This is a genomic window from Arenibacter certesii DSM 19833 (genome assembly GCF_000429545.1).
GTDB classification, from domain to species: Bacteria; Bacteroidota; Bacteroidia; order Flavobacteriales; family Flavobacteriaceae; genus Arenibacter; species Arenibacter certesii.
In genome coordinates this window covers 23,922-46,615 of sequence record NZ_AUCB01000016.1, presented here as the reverse complement: position 1 = coordinate 46,615, position 22,694 = coordinate 23,922, and the positions used below count along the sequence as shown (strand labels likewise).

General features: G+C 38.4%; 21 protein-coding genes. 10 read left to right on the top strand and 11 right to left on the bottom strand.

Features of this window, described 5'->3' with window-relative positions:
* Positions 1-170 precede the first annotated feature (170 nt).
* Positions 171-3,623 carry a pyruvate carboxylase gene (locus tag G466_RS0109865; RefSeq protein WP_026813514.1) on the top strand — a complete coding sequence of 1,151 codons (3,453 nt, stop codon included), beginning with the start codon at positions 171-173 and terminating at the stop codon, positions 3,621-3,623.
* A 49-nt stretch (positions 3,624-3,672) separates the two neighbouring features.
* A complete protein-coding gene (locus G466_RS0109860) occupies positions 3,673-4,383 on the top strand; it encodes a uracil-DNA glycosylase family protein (protein ID WP_034235238.1) in 711 nt (236 codons plus the stop codon).
* A 94-nt stretch (positions 4,384-4,477) separates the two neighbouring features.
* On the opposite strand, the gene G466_RS0109855 is transcribed toward G466_RS0109860, so the two are convergent.
* From G466_RS0109855 to G466_RS0109800, 11 genes are all read right to left on the bottom strand, one after another.
* Positions 4,478-4,885: a hypothetical protein gene (locus G466_RS0109855; RefSeq protein WP_026813512.1), complete on the bottom strand. Its 408-nt coding sequence runs from the start codon at positions 4,883-4,885 to the stop codon at positions 4,478-4,480.
* A 475-nt stretch (positions 4,886-5,360) separates the two neighbouring features.
* Positions 5,361-6,128 (bottom strand): tryptophan synthase subunit alpha, encoded by a 768-nt coding sequence (gene trpA / locus G466_RS0109845; protein ID WP_026813510.1) that lies wholly within the window; start codon positions 6,126-6,128, stop codon positions 5,361-5,363.
* A 51-nt stretch (positions 6,129-6,179) separates the two neighbouring features.
* On the bottom strand, positions 6,180-7,361 hold the full coding sequence (trpB, locus tag G466_RS0109840) for a tryptophan synthase subunit beta (RefSeq protein WP_026813509.1): 1,182 nt from the start codon (positions 7,359-7,361) through the stop codon (positions 6,180-6,182).
* Between the two features lie 66 nt (positions 7,362-7,427).
* Positions 7,428-8,084 (bottom strand): phosphoribosylanthranilate isomerase, encoded by a 657-nt coding sequence (locus G466_RS0109835; protein WP_034235235.1) that lies wholly within the window; start codon positions 8,082-8,084, stop codon positions 7,428-7,430.
* Positions 8,081-8,866: an indole-3-glycerol phosphate synthase TrpC gene (gene trpC / locus G466_RS0109830; protein WP_026813507.1), complete on the bottom strand. Its 786-nt coding sequence runs from the start codon at positions 8,864-8,866 to the stop codon at positions 8,081-8,083. Before trpC ends, G466_RS0109835 begins: the two co-directional genes overlap by 4 nt.
* Positions 8,867-8,898: 32 nt before the next feature.
* On the bottom strand, positions 8,899-9,894 hold the full coding sequence (gene trpD / locus G466_RS0109825; protein WP_026813506.1) for an anthranilate phosphoribosyltransferase: 996 nt from the start codon (positions 9,892-9,894) through the stop codon (positions 8,899-8,901).
* A 151-nt stretch (positions 9,895-10,045) separates the two neighbouring features.
* Complete coding sequence (locus G466_RS0109820) at positions 10,046-10,660, bottom strand: anthranilate synthase component II (protein WP_051315596.1); 615 nt, start codon at positions 10,658-10,660, stop codon at positions 10,046-10,048.
* A gap of 76 nt (positions 10,661-10,736) precedes the next feature.
* Positions 10,737-12,134, bottom strand: a complete 1,398-nt coding sequence (locus tag G466_RS0109815) for an anthranilate synthase component I family protein (RefSeq protein ID WP_026813504.1) — start codon at positions 12,132-12,134, stop codon at positions 10,737-10,739.
* Positions 12,135-12,411: 277 nt separating this feature from the next.
* A complete protein-coding gene (locus G466_RS0109810; protein ID WP_026813503.1) occupies positions 12,412-12,990 on the bottom strand; it encodes a YceI family protein in 579 nt (192 codons plus the stop codon).
* 34 nt (positions 12,991-13,024) lie between these two features.
* Entirely contained in the window at positions 13,025-13,657 is a 633-nt protein-coding gene (locus G466_RS0109805; RefSeq protein ID WP_026813502.1) for an NAD(P)H-dependent oxidoreductase, read from the bottom strand.
* 37 nt (positions 13,658-13,694) lie between these two features.
* Complete coding sequence (locus G466_RS0109800; protein ID WP_026813501.1) at positions 13,695-14,141, bottom strand: MarR family winged helix-turn-helix transcriptional regulator; 447 nt, start codon at positions 14,139-14,141, stop codon at positions 13,695-13,697.
* A 189-nt stretch (positions 14,142-14,330) separates the two neighbouring features.
* Here G466_RS0109800 and G466_RS0109795 point away from each other — a divergent pair, with 189 nt between their 5' ends.
* The 8 genes from G466_RS0109795 (at position 14,331) to G466_RS0109760 (ending at position 22,669) form a co-directional block, all read left to right on the top strand.
* Positions 14,331-14,645: a rhodanese-like domain-containing protein gene (locus G466_RS0109795; RefSeq protein ID WP_026813500.1), complete on the top strand. Its 315-nt coding sequence runs from the start codon at positions 14,331-14,333 to the stop codon at positions 14,643-14,645.
* Between the two features lie 299 nt (positions 14,646-14,944).
* The gene (locus G466_RS0109790; RefSeq protein WP_026813499.1) at positions 14,945-16,228 is read left to right on the top strand and encodes a DUF2851 family protein; all 1,284 of its coding nucleotides are present in this window, start codon (positions 14,945-14,947) and stop codon (positions 16,226-16,228) included.
* 9 nt (positions 16,229-16,237) lie between these two features.
* On the top strand, positions 16,238-16,465 hold the full coding sequence (locus G466_RS0109785; RefSeq protein ID WP_026813498.1) for a PspC domain-containing protein: 228 nt from the start codon (positions 16,238-16,240) through the stop codon (positions 16,463-16,465).
* Between the two features lie 2 nt (positions 16,466-16,467).
* Complete coding sequence (locus G466_RS0109780; RefSeq protein ID WP_026813497.1) at positions 16,468-17,475, top strand: potassium channel family protein; 1,008 nt, start codon at positions 16,468-16,470, stop codon at positions 17,473-17,475.
* 100 nt (positions 17,476-17,575) lie between these two features.
* Positions 17,576-19,639, top strand: coding sequence for an amino acid carrier protein (locus tag G466_RS0109775; RefSeq protein WP_026813496.1), 2,064 nt, complete (start codon positions 17,576-17,578; stop codon positions 19,637-19,639).
* 166 nt (positions 19,640-19,805) lie between these two features.
* Positions 19,806-21,620: a sodium-dependent transporter gene (locus tag G466_RS0109770; protein WP_026813495.1), complete on the top strand. Its 1,815-nt coding sequence runs from the start codon at positions 19,806-19,808 to the stop codon at positions 21,618-21,620.
* A 20-nt stretch (positions 21,621-21,640) separates the two neighbouring features.
* The gene (locus tag G466_RS24600; protein WP_262482324.1) at positions 21,641-21,772 is read left to right on the top strand and encodes a hypothetical protein; all 132 of its coding nucleotides are present in this window, start codon (positions 21,641-21,643) and stop codon (positions 21,770-21,772) included.
* Between the two features lie 3 nt (positions 21,773-21,775).
* The gene (locus G466_RS0109760; protein WP_229797130.1) at positions 21,776-22,669 is read left to right on the top strand and encodes a ComEA family DNA-binding protein; all 894 of its coding nucleotides are present in this window, start codon (positions 21,776-21,778) and stop codon (positions 22,667-22,669) included.
* The last annotated feature ends 25 nt before the right edge of the window (positions 22,670-22,694 follow it).

The following is a 22,694-nucleotide window of genomic DNA, read 5'->3' as shown; positions in this document are numbered from 1 at the left end:
AATTGGGTTATTCAAAGTTTTAAGGTATGACCTTATCTTGCGGTTTCCTATTGTTTTACAACAATTTTCTTTAAACATAACTACTTTATGTGTTGTCATGCTAGACCTAAAGTGCTAAGTTTGTGAGACAACCGACTTGTTGAAACCAACATCTCTAAAAAACTATAGCGTTGAAAATAAAAAAAGTATTAGTAGCAAATAGGGGAGAGATCGCCATTCGTGTTTTTCGAGCATGTGTAGAAATTGGGATTAAAACTGTTGGGATTTATACCTATGAGGACCGGTATTCCCTACATCGATATAAGGCGGATGAAAGTTATCAGATAGGAGGCGATAATGAGCCGTTAAAGCCTTATTTGGATATGGATGCTTTAATTAAGATTGCTAAGGATAATGGAGTAGATGCTATTCATCCCGGATATGGGTTTTTATCTGAGAACCCAAAATTTGCACAAAAATGTGAGGACAATGGAATTATTTTTGTTGGTCCAAAAGTATCGGTGCTAAAAGCTTTAGGCGATAAGATCACAGCAAAGGAAGTTGCAGTCGCCAATGGGGTTCCCATCATAAGAAGCAGTGATAAGGATTTAGTGGATGTTGCGGTGGCATTATCCGAAGCTAAAATAATTGGGTATCCCTTAATGCTGAAAGCTGCCTCTGGTGGTGGGGGAAGAGGTATGCGCGTTATTCGTACCGAAGAAGAACTTAGAAAAGGGTTTCCCGAGGCGAAACGGGAATCTTTAAATGCATTTGGTGATGATACGGTATTCCTAGAGAAATATGTGGAGAACCCCAAGCATATAGAGATTCAAATTGTTGCAGATACCCATGGAAACATGGTGCATTTGTACGAGAGAGACTGTTCTGTGCAGAGGAGATATCAAAAGGTAATAGAGTTTGCTCCATCAATAGGGCTGCCGCAAGATACCAAGGATAATTTATACAAATATGCCATTGCTATCTGTAAAGCGGTAGACTATAACAATATTGGTACCGTAGAATTTTTGGTAGATGACGATGGCAGCATCTATTTTATTGAGGTAAACCCGAGGATACAGGTAGAGCATACGGTAACCGAAATGATTACCAATATAGATTTGGTAAAGGCACAATTATTTATAGCGGGCGGATATCGATTATCGGACAAACAAATCAAAATTCAAGATCAGGCCGCCATTATAGTTACGGGGTATGCCTTACAATGTAGAATAACTACCGAAGATCCTGCCAATGACTTTAAACCAGATTATGGGGTGGTAACTACCTACCGTAGTGCCTCTGGTTTGGGTATCCGATTAGATGCGGGTAGTATTTACCAAGGAGTGGTTATTTCTCCATTCTTCGATTCCATGCTAGTAAAGGTATCTGCGCTAAGTAGAACGTTGGACGGGTCTTGCCGTAAAATGAGAAGGGCCTTGGCAGAATTCCGTGTTAGGGGGGTAAAGACCAATATGGCGTTTTTGGATAATATCTTAAAACACCCCACTTTTAGAGAGGGGAAGGTAACAGTAAACTTTATTAATAATGCACCGGAGTTATTCCAATTTGTGGAACCTAGGAACAGGGCCAATAAGTTGCTGGAGTTTCTAGGAGAGGTTATTGTAAACGGGAATCCTGACGTAAAAAAAATGGATAAGGGCCATGTGTTTTCCAAACCGATAGTACCTTCTTTTCCTAATATGGAGGGGTTTCCTAAGGGAACAAAAGATCTTTTGACGGAATTGGGCCCAGATCAATTTTCACAATGGCTTAAAAATGAAAAAAAGATTCATTTTACCGATACCACGATGCGGGATGCCCACCAAAGCCTATTGGCGACAAGGATGCGTACCATTGATATGTTGAAGGTTGCTGAAGGGTATGCTAAAAATCACCCAGAGGTATTCAGTATGGAGGTTTGGGGAGGTGCTACTTTTGACGTATGTCTTCGGTTTTTACAAGAAAATCCGTGGGAGCGATTAGAATTGCTAAGAAAAGCCATGCCCAACATTCTATTGCAAATGCTGATACGGGGCTCCAATGGAGTAGGGTATACCGCCTATCCAGATAATATGATAGCGCGTTTTGTTGAGGAATCTTGGAAGTCTGGGGTAGATGTTTTTAGGATTTTCGATTCCCTTAACTGGATGAAATCCATCGCTCCCTGCATAGAATATGTAAGAACCAAGACGGGAGGCTTAGCAGAAGGATCCATCTGTTATACTGGGGATATACTAGATCCCTCAAAATCTAAGTACGATTTAAAGTATTATGTACAACTGGCAAAGGATATTGAAAACGCTGGTGCCCATATTTTAGGGGTGAAGGACATGGCCGGATTGTTAAAGCCTTATGCTGCCTATGAATTGATATCTGCTTTAAAATCGGAAATCAATATTCCTATACATCTGCATACCCATGATACCTCCTCTACCCAGGCCGCAATGTACCTAAAAGCGATTGAAGCGGGGGTAGATGTAGTTGATGTGGCATTGGGCGGACTATCGGGACTTACATCCCAACCCAATTTTAACTCCGTTGTAGAAATGTTGCGTTTTCAGGAGAGAGAAAATAAGTTGGATACCAGTAAACTGGCGGAATATTCAAATTATTGGGAAACCGTACGAAATTACTATTATACCTTTGAATCTGGATTGAAATCTGGGACTGGGGAAGTGTACCAGCATGAAATACCAGGGGGTCAATATTCTAACCTCAAGGGACAGGCAATAGCTTTGGGCTTAGAAGATAAGTTTCCCGAAGTCACTAAAATGTACGGAGAAGTAAATACCCTTTTTGGAGATATCGTTAAGGTTACCCCTAGTTCTAAGGTGGTAGGTGATATGGCCCAATATATGATTGCCAATAACCTAACAGTTAAAGATGTCTTAGAAAAGGGTGATACAATTTCTTTTCCGCAATCTGTAATTGGTTATTTTAAAGGTGATCTAGGGCAACCAGTAGGAGGATTTCCAAAAAAATTACAAAAAATGGTCCTTAAAGACCAGCAGGCTTATACAGATAGACCCAATGCTCATTTGGAAGCGATCGATTTTGAGGCTGAATTTGAAGCTTTTAAAAGCGAATTTAATGTTGGGATGGGGCGTGAACTATTAATAACAGATTTTCTTTCCTATAAATTGTATCCAAAAGTTTTTACCGATGCCTATAATAACCATATAAAGTATGGTAATGTCATGAATATCCCCACCAAGAATTTCCTTTATGGGATGGAAGTGGGGGAGGAGATTATTGTAGAATTAGATAGGGGCAAGAACATTTTAGTTTCACTAATGTTAAGAGGGGAACCGGACGATTCGGGAAATGTGAGTACCTACTTTAAAGTCAATGGACAATTACGGAATGTAATGATCAAAGACAAGTCTGTTAAAGTTAATAAGATTGAAAATGTAAAAGTAGACCCTGCCGATGTAAAACAGATAGGAGCTCCATTACAGGGAATGCTATCTAGCGTGCTGGTAAAGAAAAATCAGGAAGTGAAAAAAAATCAACCACTGTTTGTGATAGAAGCTATGAAAATGGAAACCACCGTAACTGCTACCCAAGAAGGGGTGGTAGATAGGATACAATTAAATGGGGGTACTTTAGTTAATTCGGAGGATCTGGTACTTGTTTTAAAATAATTTTCATTGTAAATTATATAAAATTATAGAGCTCCTTTTTTACCATTGAATGATTAATTTGACACCTAAAATATTTATTCATACCCATCCCTATGAACCTTTCCTGTTTCCAGAGGCTACTAAGCTTATCGTTGGAACCCTGCCTCCACCAAGGTTTACCATTGGCGATTTAAAGGAAGGAGATGTCGATTTCTGTTATGGCAGCAGGGATGGTCAATTATGGCCAATATTGGACCAGATGTTTGGACTGGGGCTCGCATTTGAAAATACTGAATTGGCAGTGCAACAGCGAAAAGATTTTTTACGGGAATACCGTATTGGTATTTGTGATATTGTAAATAGTGCTGAGCGAGTAAAAATAGACGCCTCGGATCTTGGATTGCAGAATATTGAATTGAGAGATATGTTCGGGTATTTACATGATTATCCTAAAATTGATACCTTGTTGTTTACTGGTGGAAATAGTAAAAATGGACCTGAGTATTTTTTTAGAAAGTATATAAAAGAATATGGGGTTAAATTAAAGTTGCTGTCTGATGAAATCCCTCGTATTCATGAATTTGTACTACCCCAAACCGACCTACCTCTATGCGCTACTTCGGAAACAGCTAGGGTAATTAGGACTGTTTCGCTTACGGCGCCCTCTGGGGCAGCCAATAGAGCAGTAGGAAGTATGGCAGCTTATAAAGGTATGAAAGCAAAAAACCCCGAATTCACTACCATAGATTTCAGGGTTTTGCAGTATCGAGAGTTTTTTTAATTTTCATTCCATACCCTTATGGATTCCTGAATTTACTAAAGGAACAGAGTACAATCAGTTAACTGAATACTAAAAAGAATGATTTGGAGGATTGTTAACGGTCAAGTTTTATTTTCAGTGAAACTATAGAGTATGGCTTGGTGGCAACTAAGCTTTCCCCAGGTAAATAAATAGGTTTATAATCAAATGTAATGGACATTGCTGTTTTCTTATTATTAGCTGCGCTGATAAAATATGGTATGCTAGCTCCATCGGCTAGGATTCCTACCAACACAAAAACACCACCTATATCAGCAGAACTATTGGAGCCACTATCCCAGCTAGAATTGAATGCCGTTATCCCGCCTATGACCATTGCAGTTCCTCCGCCTAATAAAATCCAGCCGGTGGTGTTTTGTTTTTTGCTTTTTTGTAAAAAATAGTCTTTGGAGAATTCTTTGGTCTGACCTGCTATTTGGGAATTGACCAGTAGTAATGCTAGAAGTAAAAGAATTGATCTCATGACATCGGTTTAAATGACATTCAGGATACTCTTCTTATAAAGGGGACAATTACTTTTCTAAGGTATTAAGGGCTTATTAGCTAGTGGTTTACTATATTAAAGGTAGCTGTTAATTTTGGATATTCAATCTGTCTAGTAGTTAAATTACAGGCAGGGTCAGTATATAATTTTGAGGCAGCAGTATGCCGTTTATTCTAAAAGTTAATGCAGCAATGAGGGAATTCCGCAACCCTCTAATAGTCGTGATGATGAAGTTATGTTTTTAAGATTTTTACGAGCAGTAACCTAAAAAATAAAAGAAAGGGGAATCCATGAAGTATCAAATCAAACCAATCCATTGGCTGCATACCCTTGGCGCCACCCCAGACCCACGTAAGTTTACCCAACAAATGCGGCTCTGGGAAGTAGGGTGCCAAACCTAGGGTAAGGCATAAGAGTGCTATAATTTTCCAATTATTAAGGAGTTCTTTCACCTTTATGATTTAATGATTTGCTTGACGAAATCTCCAATCGTATCAGTACCATTTTTAGTAATATATTTTATAAATGCCGATCCTATTATGGCGCCTTTTGCCCATTTAGTAGCCTGCTGGAAGGTCTCGGAATTACTAATTCCAAACCCAATGATTTGCAGCGATTTTAATCCCATCTTCTCAATTCTCTGAAAATAAGACTCCTGAACGGTGCCAAAGCCATCTGAAGAACCGGTAACACTGGCAGAACTCACCATGTAAATAAATCCTTCTGATGCAGCATCTATTTGTGCAATACGGTCATCACTGGTTTGTGGAGTAATCAGGAAAATATTTATCAATCCGTATTTTTTAAAAATAGCCTCATACCGCTCCTGATATACATCTAGTGGTAAATCGGGTAAAATGAGTCCGTCTATACCTACTTCCTCACATTTTTTGCAAAACGCTTCTACGCCATATTGTAAGATGGGGTTGAAATACCCCATAATGACTAAGGGAATGCTTACCGATGATCTTATATCCTTTAATTGTTCAAACAAAATGGCGGTAGTCATTCCGTTTTTTAAGGCTTGGGTAGAGCTTGCCTGAATGGTAGGACCGTCTGCTAAGGGATCGCTAAAGGGCAACCCAATCTCTATCATATCTACTCCATTACTTTCCAGAGCCTGGATTATTTTAACGGTATCGTTTAAATTCGGATAGCCAGCCGTAAAATATATGGAGAATAATTTTTTATCCGATTGTAATTTTTGATGTATTCTGTTCATTCTAAAAGTATGTTTAGGGATCCCAACAAAAGCGGGAATCATATCTTTTGCTTATAGCTCAAAGTATTTTATATAGGTGCTTAAATCTTTATCCCCACGGCCAGATAGGTTAATTACCACGACGTCATTAGGTTTGAAGGCTCTAGTTTTTAATATGGCAAATGCGTGCGACGATTCTATAGCCGGAATAATACCTTCCAATTTGGATAGTTCCATTCCCGCTTCCATAGCAGCATCGTCGGTTACCGGAATAAATTCTGCCCTTCCCGTTTTGTACAGGTGGGCATGCATTGGTCCAACACCAGGGTAATCTAACCCAGCTGAAATAGAGTAGGGTTCGGTAATCTGCCCATCTGGGGTCTGCATTAAAAGCGTTTTGCAGCCATGGATAATTCCTTCTTTCCCTAAAACTGATGTAGCAGCACTTTCGCCACTATCTACTCCCTTACCAGCAGCTTCTACCGCAATAATCCCCACTTCTTCTTCGTGTAGGAAATGATAGAAGGTTCCGGCGGCATTACTGCCACCACCAACACAGGCCACTACATAATCTGGATTCTGCTTGCCTTCTTGTTCCTTCAGCTGCCACTTTATCTCTTCAGAAATAATGGACTGGAATCTAGTGACCATATCGGGGTAGGGATGGGGGCCAATGGCAGAACCTATAATATAATGGGTATCTACAGGATTATTGATCCAATCTCTAATTGCTTCATTGGTAGCATCCTTTAAGGTTCTACTTCCAGAAAGTGCAGGTCGTACCTCGGCACCCAACATTTTCATTCTAGCCACGTTTGGAGCCTGACGGGCAATATCAATCTCACCCATATAAACAATGCATTCCATTCCCATTAGGGCGCAAACGGTGGCAGTGGCCACACCATGCTGTCCGGCACCGGTCTCTGCAATAATTCTAGTCTTGCCCAGTCGCTTTGCCATAAGGATCTGCCCTATGGTATTGTTAACCTTATGGGCCCCGGTATGGTTAAGATCTTCACGCTTTAGATATATTTTGGTATTGTATTTTTCCGAAAGGCGCTTAGCGAAATATAAAGGAGAAGGTCTACCTACATAGTTCTTCAGCAATAGGTCAAACTCGGCTTTAAAGGAAGGTTCTTCCATCACCTTTAAATACTGCTGCCTTAGATTCTCTACATTGGGATAAAGCATCTCCGGAATAAATGCTCCACCAAACTCACCGTAATATCCTTTTTCGTCTACGTTATAATTCATGTTTTTTCAGTATTGAGTACAAAGTATTGAGTAGTGGGTATGGAGTAGTGAAAATCTCGATAGGCACTACTCAATACTCACTAATCTTTTTTTAAATTCCTTTAATTTTTCCACTTCTTTTAATCCCGGTTCTGCTTCAAACTTACTGTTTACATCTATAGCGTAGCAGTATTTGGATTCCGGCCTTTGTAGAAAGTCTATTATTTTACCTGTTTCTTCTATTCCAATTCCCCCGCTTAAAAAGTAGGGCTTTTTGGAAGGGTATTCTTTTAAGATTTTCCAACTAAATGCATAACCATTACCACCTGGTAATTTTCCTTTGGTGTCGAACAAAAAATAATCACACACCTCCTCATAGGCTTCCAATACACTAAAATCAAAATTATCCTTGATGGAAAAAACTTTAATGATTTCTAGTTTCTTTTCCGCGTCGTCTAATGTTGCTTTACAGGTTTGTCTCAGTTCACTGCAAAATTCAGGGCTCTCCTTCCCATGGAGCTGAACTGCCTGTAAACTGTATTTTCTTATTTTCTCTATGATTTCCTTTACGGGTGCATCCACAAAAACACCTACCTTTTTAATGTTTTTTGGAATATTGGCAAGGGTGGAATTAAAGAACCGGGTTGAGGGTTCCCAAAAAATAAATCCAAGATAATCCGGCTGTAGGCTGGCTACTTCCAACATATTATCTGGGTATTTCATGCCACACACTTTTAGTTTCATGAGGTTACCTGTTTTATGAATTGGGATGCACTTTCACCAGGATTATCGGTTTTCATAAAATTCTCTCCTATTAAAAACCCTTCAAATCCATAGGGCTGAAGTTCTTTTATGGCCTCTACAGAACTGATACCGCTTTCGGAAACCTTTACAAAATCATTTGGGATAAGTGTAGAAAGGGTTTTACTGGTTTCTAAGCTTACCGTAAATGTTTTTAGATTCCTGTTATTAACCCCTAGGAGGTCTAAGCTGGGCATTTTGGATTTCTGTAGCTCTTCTTCATTGTGCACCTCTAATAGCACCTCTAGTTTTAGACTTTGTGCAAATTGGGAGAGGGCTTTAATCTCAGCTCTTGTTAGAATAGCGGCGATCAAGAGAATAACATCAGCACCATAGGCCTTGGCTTCTAATATCTGATATTCATCTATAACAAATTCCTTGCGAAGCAATGGTAATTTTACAGAGGCCCTGGCCAGCAAAAGATCGTCCATAGATCCACCGAAATATTTACCATCGGTTAAAACGGACATCCCGCAAGCTCCTGCATTTTCGTATCCTATGGCCACATCGAAAACACTATTGTTTTGATTGATTACCGCTTTGGACGGGGATCTTCGTTTGTGTTCTGCAATGATGCCACTATTGCTATTCCTAAGTTTATGTACCAGGGAACTGGTAGTTTTTTCGAATAAAATGGAAGCTTCCAACTGTGATATGGGAACAATGGATTTCTTTAGTTCCACCTCTTTTCTCTTATCTATAACTATTTTATCCAGTATGTTCATGTTTATATTTTAATTGAAGGAGGAATTTTTTTTTAATTACTACTAAGGGTTTGTAGTTTTTTAAGTACTTGCAGCCCTTTACCACTAATCAGGGATTCCTTGGCTAGCTCAAATCCTTCCTTTGGACTAATTCTTTTCACAGTGGCAATTGCGATGCCAGCGTTGGCGCAGACTACATTATTCTGTGCTGAGGTTCCTTTGCCACTAAGTACATCCATAAAAACTTGTGCCGAATCTTCAATGCTGTCGCCACCCACAATTTCGGAAGGGGAGATCATATCTACCCCAAAATCTGCAGGCTTTAGCATGGTCTCAGTGGTATTGGTAATGGTCTTGGTATTACAGGTCAAGGAAATTTCATCATATCCGTCCAAGGCGTGTAATATGGTGAAGTTTTTGTCCGTCTTTTGATAAAGGTAACCGTACATTCTGGCGAGTTCTAAATTGAATACCCCTACCATTTGATTTTTTGGAAAAGCGGGATTAACCATGGGGCCCAACATATTGAAAAAAGTTTTGACTGCTAACTCTTTCCGGATGGGGGCTACGTTTTTCATGGCGGGGTGGAATAAGGGGGCATGCAGCACGCAAATCCCACTTTCTGCTAAACATTTTTCCAAGAATCCAGGGTCGTTACTAAATTTAATACCTAAAAATTCCATTACATTACTACTCCCACATTTAGAGGAAATACCGTAATTGCCATGTTTTGTTACATGAACACCAGCTCCTGCAGTTACAAAACTTGCAAGTGTAGAGATATTGAAGGTGTCTTTTCCATCCCCTCCAGTACCACATAGGTCCACTGGGTTGTATTGTGACAGGTCTACTGCCAAACACAGTTCTAGTAGGGCATCCCTAAATCCTTCCAATTCTTCAATGGTGACACTTCGCATCATATATACCGTTAGGAAAGCTGCAATCTGACTGGTGTTATAATCTCCTTTTGCTATGTTGACCAATACCTGTTTTGCTGCCTCTTTGGAAAGTACGTCATGGTTGATCAGCTTATTTAATATATCTTTCATTTCATGTTTACTATTTAGGGACCAGGATATATAATTCAGATTAAACCGTTACTATTCCCTGTATTTACCTCAAATTTTATTAATATCACTACTCACTACTCACTACTCACTACTCACTACTCACTACTCACTACTCACTACATACCTCCTACTAATTCCTGACCCAATTTCTTAGTATCTCTTTACCCATAGGGGTAAGTACCGATTCTGGATGAAATTGAACGGCACTCACGTCATAGCTTGTATGGTGTAAGGACATTACCTGCCCGTTTTCGTCGTAGGAGGTGGCTATCAAGACTTCTGGAAGTTTCGGATCTACCACCCACGAATGGTAACGGCCCACTTCAAGTTCCTTAGGTAACCCTGCAAAAAGTGCATCGTCTTCTACCACTTTAATTTTAGTAGCTACACCATGGAATACTTGATCTAAGTTGATTAAGGTACCACCAAAAACCTCGGCTATGGCCTGTTGCCCCAAACACACACCAAAAATACTTTTGGTTGGGGCATATTGGGTAATAATAGCTTTTAATAATCCGGCCTCATCTGGTATACCAGGACCTGGGGATAAAACAATTTTATCAAAGGCATCCACTTCATCAAGGGTTATTTGGTCATTTCTCCTTACAACCACTTCACAGTCTAAATCTTCCAGATAATGTACCAAGTTATAGGTAAAACTATCGTAATTATCTATGACAAGGATGGCTCCTTTAGGTGTCCCCTGAGAGGAACTTGTCTTTGTTTTATGTTGATTATTATCCATCTGTATCGAATATTGTTCTATTTCTTGTTGATTTTACGTCTTCCTACTTTGGATCTATATAATTCCGTCAACGGCGTTATATGGATTCTGCTATTTCTAATGCTTTAGTAAGCGCACCTAATTTATTATAGGTTTCCTGTAGTTCATTTTCAGGATCCGAGGCGGCTACCAGTCCTGCTCCCGCCTGATAATGTAATTGATGGTTTTTGCTTAAAAAGGTGCGGATCATTATAGCGTGATTGAAATTGCCGTTAAAGTCCATAAATCCGATTGCTCCTCCATAATAGCCTCGGTTGGTCTTCTCATATTTTTCTATCAATTGCATGGCCATGTGTTTAGGAGCGCCACTTAGGGTACCTGCAGGAAAGGTATCTGCCACTACTTTCATGGTAGATACCTCTGGTTTCTTTTGGCCGGATACCTTTGATACCAGATGGATTACGTGGGAGAAAAATTGAACCTCCCTATAATTCTCCACTTTTACCATGCTTCCATTTCTACTTAGGTCGTTTCTAGCAAGGTCAACTAACATTACATGTTCACTATTCTCCTTATCATCTACCTTTAATCTCTTAGCTAATTCTGCATCTTGTTCGTCGTTTCCAGTCCGTTTAAAGGTGCCGGCAATAGGATGTATCTCGGCCTTACCATCCTTAACGATTAATTGTGCTTCGGGCGAACTTCCAAATATTTTAAAATCGCCATAGTCAAAATAGAACAAATAGGGCGAAGGGTTTATGGAACGTAATGCTCGGTAAACATTAAATTCGTCTCCTTTAAATTCTTGAGAAAATCGCTTTGACAATACCAATTGAAAAACATCTCCCCTATGGCAATGTTGCTTTGCCAATGTCACTTGCTCTTTATATTCGTGGTCTTCTATATTAGAAACTGGATTACCACTCTTACTAAAATTATAAGAGGCAAAGTTTTTAGCACTTAGGATTTGCTCAATCTCTGGAATGTTATTTTCAGATTGGTAACAATGTGCAAAAATATAGGCCTCGTTTTTAAAGTGGTTAATGGCCACTATATTGCTATATACGGCATAATAGATATCTGGGATCGCAACGCTGTTGTCTTTTTTGGATATGGTAATGTCTTCAAAATACCTAACCGCATCATACGCCATATATCCAAAAAGCCCATTATTTATAAACTTAAAATTGTTGTCAGAAGTTTGGAACCTTTGACTAAATTGGTGTAGAAGGTTAGGGATATCTGTATCCTTGTTTACTGCGGTCTCTTCTGTAGTACCATCTGGGAATTGTTGCACCATTACCTCATTCTCCAGTGTAATGGAAGCAATTGGATTGCAACAGATATAAGAGAAACTATTATCATTAGCATGATAGTCGCTACTTTCCAATAAAATGCTATTTGGAAATCGGTCCCTTATTTTTAAATATACACTAACAGGAGTAATAGTGTCTGCAAGGATCTTCTTATGGTGTGATTCTAAAGGATATTTCATTTTAAATCTTTTAATTCTTTCCTACAACTTGGTGTTTTTACTTATTTGATAAACGAAAAAAAGGCTTGTCGTGATGACAAGCCTTTTTATATAGTTATACTACAATAGTGCTCTTCTCACGATGTTTTTCGTAAGTTGATCCACCACCAAGTATTTGATATAGAGTTTTTCATTGTGTAGCCAAATATAGGAATGAATTTTAAAACTACAAACGATGTGTTACGTAAAAAATAAAAAACCCCACAAATGTGAGGTTTTAAACAATGGAACCATTTTCTTAGAATACGAGATCTACCACTAGATCAAATTCGTCATAGATAGTTTTGTCTCCTAAATTATCAAAGAAACTACCAGATCCGTATTTAACATCATATAAAGAGCGGTCTACTTTCAATGTGGCTGTAGCCTTGCTCCCGTATACGGACATGTTAAAAGTAATTGGGTTGGTTTTTCCTTTGATGGTAAGGTTGCCAATTACTTCATAGGAGTTCTTTCCAGTTGGAGTAACTTTTGTAAAAACTAATTTAGAGGTTGCATGTTTATCTACTCCAAAGAAATCGTCCGATTTTAAATGTCCCTCTAATTTTCCTTTATATTCTCCTTCTAAGTCATGAGAAACCAAGGTAGTCATGTCTACAACAAATTCACCTCCGGTAAGTTGATCATTGTTAAAAGTTAAAGCACCGTCTTTTAGGTCAATAACTCCATAATGTGATCCAGTAACTTTATATCCTTTCCAGGTTACGGTACTTTCTGATACTTTCACCTCTTTTTTATCGTTTTCTACTGGGTTAGAAGCAGTTGCTGTGAAACCTGTAACTACGGCCAATACTAATGTTAATGCAATTTTTCTCATAATTCAACTATTTGTTTTTGTGTTTATATTTAATTTATATGTGGGTAATTAATTCTTTTTTAGGCTTTCGTACTTTTTTATTGTGTTGGGTGGTATCTTCTTCAGATCTATGGCCTATGGCTACCAACACCGCGGCGTTTAAACCCTTTTCAGTAAGTCCAAGGATTTCATTTACATCTGGAGCGTCAAATCCTTCCATCGGGCAGCTATCTATTTTAAGATCTGCCGCTGCTGACAATAGATTTCCCAGAGCAAGATATGCTTGTCTAGCTGTCCAAGAAGCTTTTTCAGACTCGGGAAGTGTTACCAATTTAGATTTCATAAAGTCAGCATAACCCCCTAAATCTTTAAGAGGAATATTACGGGTGGCACTGACTTTCTCTAAATAATTATCTACTAGTTCTTCGCCAAAAGTAGATTGATGTGCTAATACAATAACATGCGATGAATCAGTGATCTGAGCTTGGCCCCATGCAGCAGGTTTTAGTTTTTCCCTCACCGCTTTATCTTCAATTACAAAGATTTCATAAGGCTGTAACCCGTAAGAGGAGGCACTTAAGGATATAGCATCTAATAAGCTTTCTAATTTTTCTGGTGATACTTTTTTCGTAGTATCAAATTTTTTGGTGGCATATCGCCAGTTTAAGTTATCTAAGTAGTTGCTCATCTTTAATATATAGGTATACGATTTTTAGTCTTTATTTTTAAAACTTGTCCAAGAGTCTGTTTAATTCCTCTAGTTCTTGAAGGTTAAAATTTTGGACTATTTCTCTTTCCGCTTCAATAATGTTCTTATCAATTTTTAATAGATCTGCCTCACCTTTAGGAGTAATAGTAATTTCTATTTTCCGCCTATTGCTCGGGCAAACTTTTCGATTTACATAATCCTTTAGAATCAATTTGTCTACAAGTCTGGTTGTGTTGCTCATTTTGGTAACCATTCTTTCATTTAGCGTAGACAGATTTGCAGGCTTCCCTTTTTGTCCCCTTAATATCCTAAGTACATTAAACTGCTGCAAGGAAATGTCGAAGGGTTTAATCGCCTGCGCCATTATCTCATTAATCTTGTTTTGTACAAGGCTAATATGAATTAGCGTCCTACTTTCTATAGGAATCGGTTTATCGGTTTTTATGATTTTTTCTACATCCATGTCTATACAACAATTGTATATACAAATGTATGGCGTGTTTTTGGAAATCCAGTATTTTTCAATATTAAAATTTTGTTAAAAACGGGTGTGGGGAATTTTTAATGGGCTCATTTTTCAGAAAACCTTAGGTTAAATTAGTACTTGGAGTTTACTAAAAGTCTTATTTTTGAAAACTTAAACTAGAATGATATGGCAGATTTATCTCAAGAAGAATGGAGTGCCCAATTAGAAAGCGATCAGAATGCTTTTATCTTGGACGTTAGAACACCAGAAGAGGTGGAAGAAGGGTATATTCCCAATATGACAAACCTGGATATCCGTATGGGGCAGGAGTTTATTACCGAATTGGAGAAATTGGATAAGTCCAAGAATTACTATGTTTATTGTAGGTCTGGGCAACGAAGTGGTCAGGCATGTGCCCTTATGAATAAATTGGGCATTGAAAATGCTTACAACCTAGAAGGTGGTATAATGAACTGGCAAGGCGAGATTCTTGAGGACTAGCTTTGGATTTTATAATTTCATAAGCAAATAGCACATATTGCTCATTTATAAAATAGAATTGTTGCTGTTTTATAGTGGGGCGATGTGGCTGTTACCTGCTTAATCGGATATGAATGCCCTGCATTTAGCAGCCTATTCCGTTCTGGAGGACGTTGGAGTGTATCTGTAGTTTCGGTCCAATGGGCCACGGCCCTATTTAGAGGTAATTAATAAGCCTGTGCATTGGTTCTTCCCTTTCGCATTGAGATGATAATCGTGATCAATGCAGAAAAACTCGAATAATTTTCTTACTTTGGATTATGCGGGAAGATTTTTTGCATTATATCTGGAAGTACCAAAAATTTCGGATGGGTAAACTCTACACCTCCAACAATGAGCCTGTTCAGGTTTTTGAGGTAGGTAGCCATAATTTATTAGCGGGTCCAGATTTCTTTAATTCTAAAGTTGAGATTGGGGAACAGCTATGGGCGGGTACAGTGGAAATTCATATAAAGTCTTCCGATTGGTACGCCCACCATCATGAGCAAGATCCCAATTATAATAATGTTATTCTACACGTGGTCTGGGAAGACGACGTAAATGTATATAGAAAGGATAATACGGCAATCCCTACGCTGGTTCTTAAAGATTATATACCTCCCCAAGTATTGGTAGCATACCAGGAATTGTTCCATCAACATAAAGTGAAGTTCCTAAATTGCGGCAATGAGGTTTCGAATGCCTCATCTTTAGTTTGGGAAAATTGGTTGGAGCGACTCTATTTTGAGCGATTGGAAAAGAAATGGAACTTGGTAGACCACCTACTTAAAGAGTCGAAGAATGATTGGGAGAGGGTGTTTTTTATAATGTTGACAAAGAATTTTGGAGTAAAGATCAATGGAGATGCTTTTTTTGAGATTGCAAAACAGTTAGATTTTTCCATGATCCGTAAGATTCAAAATAATGTGATGCAGTTAGAAAGTGTATTTTTTGGGGTGGCGGGGCTATTGTCAGAGGACATTCAAGGAGATTACTATTATAATGGGTTAAAAAAAGAGTTTCAGTTTTTAAAAACTAAATTCCCCTTATCGGAAAATTATATGCAGAAACCTCAATTCTTTAAGCTAAGGCCTCCTAATTTTCCAACCATTAGGTTATCTCAATTGGCCAATCTGTATTTTTTGCAAAGAAATATATTTAGTGAGGTGCTTGCAGCTAAATCAGTGGAAGAGGTATATGAACTCTTTGCTGTTGCGGCAAGTCCCTATTGGGACAGCCATTATACTTTTGGGAAGGAGTCTGGAACTAATCCTAAAAAGTTGACAAAGAAATTTATAGATCTTTTGATTATAAATACGATACTGCCAATTAAAATGGGCTACTCTAAACACATGGGTAGGGATGTAAGTGAAGAGGTTGTGCAAATTATTTCTGAGGTAAAGGCGGAAAGTAATAATGTGATCAACAATTTTAAAGAACTAAATGTATCCTTGCCTTCTGCTCTGGAGAGTCAGGCCACACTACAGTTGTATAATGAGTACTGCATTAAAAATAAATGTCTGCAATGTGTAGTGGGGCATGGATTATTGAAGGGAAAAGCCTAATTTTAGATCATGAAAATTTTTTATAAGTTACTTTATTATTTTCAGAAAAGGGGATTCGAGGTCTGCCGCCGCATCGCAGAGCGTTTAGGAATTAGAACTAGGGTGGTAAGAACCACTTTTATCTACCTTACTTTTGTAACCTTAGGATTTGGTTTTGCCCTTTACCTTTTCATGGCTTTTTGGTTAAGAATAAAAGATCTGGTATATACTAAAAGAACTTCTGTTTTTGACCTGTAAATATGAATAAACTCTTTCGTTCCAAAATGTATCAGGCCTTTAGCTTGCTAGTGCTTGTGCTTTTATTTGGAGTGTTGGGGTATCGGTTTTTATCGGGTTATACATGGGTAGATGCCTTTTATATGACCATAATTACCGTCACTACGGTGGGTTTTTCCGAGGTAAGGCCATTGGATGTTGCTTCCAAAATGTTTACCGTTGTTTTAATTATTTCTAGCGTATTTATTTTTGCCTTCGCTATTTCGGTGATTACAGAATATATTTTAAGTCGCAATTCACTACAACTTTTAAAGAAAAAAAAGGTGCAAAATAAAATTTCGGGTTTATCTAATCACGTAATTATATGTGGTTATGGAAGAAACGGTATACAGGCTGCAGAACGATTAAGAGCCTATAAAAGACCTTTCGTTGTAGTGGAAAAGGACAAGGAGGTAATAGAAAAACTCGGTAGCGATATTTTATACGTGGAAGGGGATGCTAATGAGGATGAGGTTTTGCATGAAGCGGGAATACTAAAGGCTCAATATCTTATCTCGGCTATGCCAGATGATGCAGCAAACCTGTTTGTAGTGCTTTCGGCGAGGCAATTAAATAAAGACCTGTTTATTATCAGTAGGGCGGCCCAAGTTACTACTCAGAAAAAGTTGAAACTTGCTGGTGCCAATAAGGTAGTAATGCCAGATAAAATTGGAGGTGATCATATGGCTTCACTTGTAGTTATGCCCGATCTTATTACTTTTATGGACAAGCTTTCTGTAGAAGGGGAGCATACTACCAATCTAGAAGAGGTTTCCATAGATAACTTTATGGGAAAATTAGAAAATAATTCCATCAGAGACCTAGACCTTAGAAATAAAACGGGCTGTACTATCATTGGATATATAGAGCCCTCGGGTGCGTATATTATTAATCCGGAAGCAGATTTAAAGCTTCTACCTGGAGGTAAAATAATTGTGTTGGGGAGACCAGAACAGATTAAAAAATTAAATGAAATGTTCCATTTAGATTGATTTATTTTCAATCATTTTATTTTTTTGCATTGATTATTTTTATGATATTGCTCAAATAATTTAACTAAAACCTAAGAAAACTCAACCTTTTCAACCCATTATGAGAAACATTCTAACTTTTATTATCTCCTTAATTTCCCTAACCATTTTTTCTCAGGAACTTATAGTGAAGGAAACCCTTTTAAATCCATCAATTCGTATTAACGACGGAGTTATTAAAGTAGAAGTGGAGGGAGGTACGCCTCCTTACCAATATAAATGGAGTAGCCAAGAAACACCTTTGACTTCCAATCAGGCTTTTGGCCTGATAGAAGGATTGCCATATACGGTAGTGATTTCCGATGCAAATGGACAGAGCGTAACCAAAGAATATACTGTCCCAACAGAGGCTATAACCGAAGTTTTTAATGGGTTTATGACTCCAGCTGTTAGTGCTATGGGTGCTGTTTTGTTTTGGGATCCCTTTGCGGCGATAGGTATTTATGACCCTGTGGTCTATGCAGACCAAAAACTTATAAGTATTCCTAATTGGTCCACTGAAATGGAAGGGAAATTTATGTTGAAGCAGTGGTTAATGCCCGAAGGTCAGAAAGTAAAGAATGGGGATAAAATAGCGGTTATATCACGCAATGGTGGTGAATTGGACACTATAATTTCTCCAGTAGCAGGGAAGCTAAATTACCTTGCCCAAGAAGGTGGAGTGGTCTATAATTCCGACAATAAAGAACATGTTATTGAGCAAGGCGCTCATTTCTTGGCCAGTGTAAAATATGATGAACCTGTAGCTGTGTTACATCCTAATGGGGATAAACAACAGAAGGCTATACCATTTATTGTAATTTGGTTGGTTATTGGCGCTTTCTTTTTTACCGTAAGAATGGGCTTTATTAACCTTAAAGGTTTTAGGCACTCATTGGATTTGGCTAGGGGGAAATATGACGATCCTGATGCACCAGGGCAAGTAACCCATTTTCAAGCTTTGGCTACTGCGGTATCAGGTACAGTAGGTTTAGGTAATATTGCAGGAGTAGGGGTGGCTATTTCATTAGGGGGTGCAGGAGCAACATTTTGGATGATTGTTTGTGGCCTATTGGGGATGTCTTCAAAATTCGTCGAATGTACACTAGGGGTGAAATATAGGGATATTCTTCCCGATGGTCGTGTTTTTGGTGGTCCAATGAACTATTTGCGCTACGGTTTGGAAAAGCGTAATATGAAAGGATTTGGAAAAGTTTTGGCAGGATTGTTTGCTGTTTTGGCCGTAGGCGCCTCTTTTGGTGGAGGAAATATGTTTCAGGCCAACCAATCTTTTGAGCAGCTATCCGGACAGTTTCCCGCCTTACAAGGAATGGGCTTTTGGTTTGGAATCATTACCGCAATATTAGTAGGGATAGTTATAATTGGAGGTATAAGTAGTATAGCCAAAGTAACGGGGAAAATTGTACCCATTATGGCATCTATCTATATTGTAGCGGCATTGGCTGTTATTATCATAAATATTGAAAATATTGGTCCGGCATTTTCTGCTATAGTAAATGGCGCATTTAGCCCAAGTGCTTTAAAAGGTGGCGTGATTGGAGTATTGGTAGTAGGTTTCCAGCGAGCTGCTTTCTCTAATGAGGCAGGAGTAGGATCTGCTGCAATTGCCCACAGTACGGCAAAGACAAATAACCCACCTTCAGAAGGGTTTGTTGCGCTTTTGGAACCTTTTATAGATACCGTGGTGGTTTGTACCCTTACGGCCTTGGTGCTAATTTTTACCGGAATGCATGAGGTTGGTGGCCTTGGTGGTGCCCAGCTTACCTCCGATGCTTTTGGGAGTGTAATATCTTGGTTTCCCTATGTATTGGCGCTAGCAGTTTTCTTGTTTGCCTTTTCAACGATGATATCTTGGTCGTACTACGGAATGAGAGCGTGGACTTATCTTTTTGGGAAAAGCAAAAAAGTAGAGTTTGTATATAAAATGTTATTCCTTGTGTTTGTGGTTATTGGGGCTTCAGTTAGTTTAGGAGCTGTACTGGATTTTTCAGATATGATGATTCTGGCTATGTCGTTTCCTAATATAATAGGACTATATATCATGTCTGGGGAAGTGAAATCAGATTTAAAGGAATATTGGATAAAACTTAAATCTAACCAGTTGTATAAAAAACAAAAAGCTTAGTTTATCATATTCAGAAAAAGATGAGAATCTTATAAGTATTTCCGCTTAACCTTGCTGTAAATGCAAGTGTTTAAGCGGAATTTTATATTTAATTCGTTATAAATATAATTTTTCCCGAACTTGCGCCACTTAATTAAAATTACCGATCAATAAGCGTAAGTAGAAAATGGCAAAATCAGTAGAATCTTGGGGGTCGCGTGTAGGGCTAATTTTGGCAATGGCCGGGAATGCAGTAGGATTGGGGAATTTTTTGAGATTTCCAATACAAGCTGTTGAAAATGGGGGAGGAGCATTTATTATCCCTTATTTAGTTTGCTTTCTATTAATGGGAATTCCCTTGCTGTTTATAGAGTGGTCCTCTGGCCGTTATGGCGGCAGGTTTGGAAACCATAGTACTCCGTACATTTTGGATTCTATGGTAAAAGGAAGAGCGCTTAAATATATTGGGGTGTTTGGTATTTTTACCAATTTGGCTATTGTTGCCTACTATTCCTATATAGAATCTTGGACCATGTCCTACGTCTATCACTCTTTAAAAGGAACTTTTTCTGGCATGACCCAAGGTGAGGTCGCTGGGTTTTTTAACTCTTATGTAGATGTAACCAAAAGTACTACTGGTATTCCTTATGAGGCTATTATTTTCTTTGTGCTCTGTTTAGCCTTCAATACGTTCATATTGTCAAAAGGTATCCGTGGGGTAGAGAAAGTTGCAAAAATTGGGATGCCTTTATTGATTCTATTTGGGGTTCTCTTGGCAATACGTGGTTATACCTTGGGAACAAGTGGTGCATCGGAACTTTTTCCGGATGCAAATGCCTGGGACGGACTTAACTTCTTATGGACTCCCCAATACGATTCATTGCTTAATCCGAAGGTTTGGTTGGCAGCAGCGGGACAAATATTCTTTACACTATCGGTAGGTCTAGGTACTATTCATTGCTATGCCTCTTATGTTAAGAGTAAGGACGATATAGCTCTTAACTCTGTCACAGCAGGTTTTATGAACGGATTTGTAGAGGTGGTTATCGGTAGTGCCATCGTAATTCCTATCGCAGCCGGGTACTTAGGGTTGGATTGGGTAATGAACAATGCCGGATTCGGAATGGCCTTTCAGACCATGCCCTATTTATTTCAACAATGGGGCCCCGTGCTCGCAGCAATTGCCGGGGTAATGTGGTTTGGATTATTGTTCTTTTCCGGAATTACAAGTTCTCTGGCAATGGGAACGCCTTGGTTGGGCTTTATGAAGGATGAGTTTGGATGGAGCAGTACAAAAGGAGCATGGTCTTTTGGAGGGTTGGCCCTAATTCTGGGGTTGCCAACCGTATTCTTTTTTCAGGAAGGGGTGTTCGATGATTATGATTATTGGGCCGGAACCGTGAGTTTGGTGTTCTTTGCATTTTTTGAGGTCATTTTGTATTCCTGGGTATTTGGAATTGATAAGGGTTGGAAGGAAATTAATTTAGGAGCCGATATTAAAATCCCTGAAATTTATAAGTATATTATTAAATATGTGACACCTTTATTGTTGGGATGGGTCTTTTTTGCGAGTCTTCCCAGCATGTACGATAAGATAACGCATCAAGATACTTTTAATAGGGCTGCATTTGCCAATGTTTATTATGCGGAGAATTTTGATAAGTCGGGAACTGCATTTGGTATTGTTGAGGAAGTTGGTGATCACTATATTAAATTTTCTTTCGATAATACTCGTAAAAAGTTCGATAAAGAAAATGATGTGGCTTTGTATGAGGATTTTATCGACTTTAAGGAATATACGTTTTCAGAAGATCAAAAAACAACTGTTGTTGTGGGAGATATTATAAAACCTGGCGATGCAATTGCTGAGGGGGATTTCATAAATGATGTTTTTTATAAAAATATAGGAAGGGCAATTTTGGTGTCTTTATTCCTATTTATTTCATTATTAGTATATTTAGCATATAATAAAAGAAGAAAAGAGGGGAGGGCAACCATATGAATTCATCAGCATTAACTATCATGATACTTGCGCAGGGAGTCTTTATATTCTTTGCAGCCTATTTTTTTTATAAGGTATTGACCACAGCTCCAAAGCAAGAGCCGGACTCCTATTCGGAAAATGACGATATCGAGGAGAGACAAAAACAATAAATTTTGAGCAAAAGATCCATAAAATCCCATTTCAGTTTTAATAAGCAAGAACGAAATGGGATTTTCTTTTTGCTGTTAATTATTGTACTACTTCAATTGTTGTTTTATTTTGGAAGCACATTTTTAACTAGTGAGGTTGAGCCCCAATTAAAAGTAGATACGGAACTTCAATCGGAAATAGATCAACTCAAAATAAAATATGCACAACAAGATTCAGTAGTGGTCTATGATTATAACCCCAATTTTATTACCGATTATAAAGGCTATGTGCTTGGGATGTCACCAGAAGAAATTGATAGGTTGCATAAATTTAGAGCTAACAATACCTATGTAAACTCAGCGTTGGAATTTCAAGAAGTTACTCAAATATCAGACTCCTTGTTAAGGGTTATGTCCCCTCAATTTAAATTTCCGGGCTGGACGCAAAAATCAAAGGGCTCCCATAATAGCGTAAATATATCTTCAGCAGTTGGGGTGCGCAAAGTCCCTACTAAAACAATTATTAAAGACCTTAATCTGGCAACAGTATCGGATCTAAGGAAGGTGGTAGGGATAGGTGAGGTGTTATCAGCACGTATTATAAAGTTTAGAGATCGGTTGGGTGGGTTTGTAGCAGAAGAGCAATTGGAGCATGTGTATGGATTGGAAGAAGACGTGGTGACTAGGGTATGGGAGCGTTTTAAAATTGTGGAAACTCCGGAGATCGTTAAAATAAATATTAATGACGCTTCCGCATCGGAATTGGTGCAGCTAGTATATATAAATTATAAGCTCGCTAACAGGATAATTGCATATAGAGAGTATAACGGAGCTATATCTTCCTATAATCAACTATTGGATATTGAAGATTTCCCTTCGGAAAAATTAGATATAATTCAGTTATATTTGCAATTATAAATATAGTAATAGCTAATATAATGGT

Coding starts and splice junctions, on each gene's coding strand:
- G466_RS0109860 (WP_034235238.1), top strand. CDS start 3,673: ATGATTAATTTGACACCTAAAATATTTATTCATACCCATCCCTATGAA.
- G466_RS0109855 (WP_026813512.1), bottom strand. CDS start 4,885: ATGAGATCAATTCTTTTACTTCTAGCATTACTACTGGTCAATTCCCAA.
- trpA (WP_026813510.1), bottom strand. CDS start 6,128: ATGAACAGAATACATCAAAAATTACAATCGGATAAAAAATTATTCTCC.
- trpB (WP_026813509.1), bottom strand. CDS start 7,361: ATGAATTATAACGTAGACGAAAAAGGATATTACGGTGAGTTTGGTGGA.
- G466_RS0109835 (WP_034235235.1), bottom strand. CDS start 8,084: ATGAAACTAAAAGTGTGTGGCATGAAATACCCAGATAATATGTTGGAA.
- trpC (WP_026813507.1), bottom strand. CDS start 8,866: ATGAACATACTGGATAAAATAGTTATAGATAAGAGAAAAGAGGTGGAA.
- trpD (WP_026813506.1), bottom strand. CDS start 9,894: ATGAAAGATATATTAAATAAGCTGATCAACCATGACGTACTTTCCAAA.
- G466_RS0109820 (WP_051315596.1), bottom strand. CDS start 10,660: ATGGATAATAATCAACATAAAACAAAGACAAGTTCCTCTCAGGGGACA.
- G466_RS0109815 (WP_026813504.1), bottom strand. CDS start 12,134: ATGAAATATCCTTTAGAATCACACCATAAGAAGATCCTTGCAGACACT.
- G466_RS0109810 (WP_026813503.1), bottom strand. CDS start 12,990: ATGAGAAAAATTGCATTAACATTAGTATTGGCCGTAGTTACAGGTTTC.
- G466_RS0109805 (WP_026813502.1), bottom strand. CDS start 13,657: ATGAGCAACTACTTAGATAACTTAAACTGGCGATATGCCACCAAAAAA.
- G466_RS0109800 (WP_026813501.1), bottom strand. CDS start 14,141: ATGGATGTAGAAAAAATCATAAAAACCGATAAACCGATTCCTATAGAA.
- G466_RS0109795 (WP_026813500.1), top strand. CDS start 14,331: ATGGCAGATTTATCTCAAGAAGAATGGAGTGCCCAATTAGAAAGCGAT.
- G466_RS0109790 (WP_026813499.1), top strand. CDS start 14,945: ATGCGGGAAGATTTTTTGCATTATATCTGGAAGTACCAAAAATTTCGG.
- G466_RS0109785 (WP_026813498.1), top strand. CDS start 16,238: ATGAAAATTTTTTATAAGTTACTTTATTATTTTCAGAAAAGGGGATTC.
- G466_RS0109780 (WP_026813497.1), top strand. CDS start 16,468: ATGAATAAACTCTTTCGTTCCAAAATGTATCAGGCCTTTAGCTTGCTA.
- G466_RS0109775 (WP_026813496.1), top strand. CDS start 17,576: ATGAGAAACATTCTAACTTTTATTATCTCCTTAATTTCCCTAACCATT.
- G466_RS0109770 (WP_026813495.1), top strand. CDS start 19,806: ATGGCAAAATCAGTAGAATCTTGGGGGTCGCGTGTAGGGCTAATTTTG.
- G466_RS24600 (WP_262482324.1), top strand. CDS start 21,641: ATGATACTTGCGCAGGGAGTCTTTATATTCTTTGCAGCCTATTTTTTT.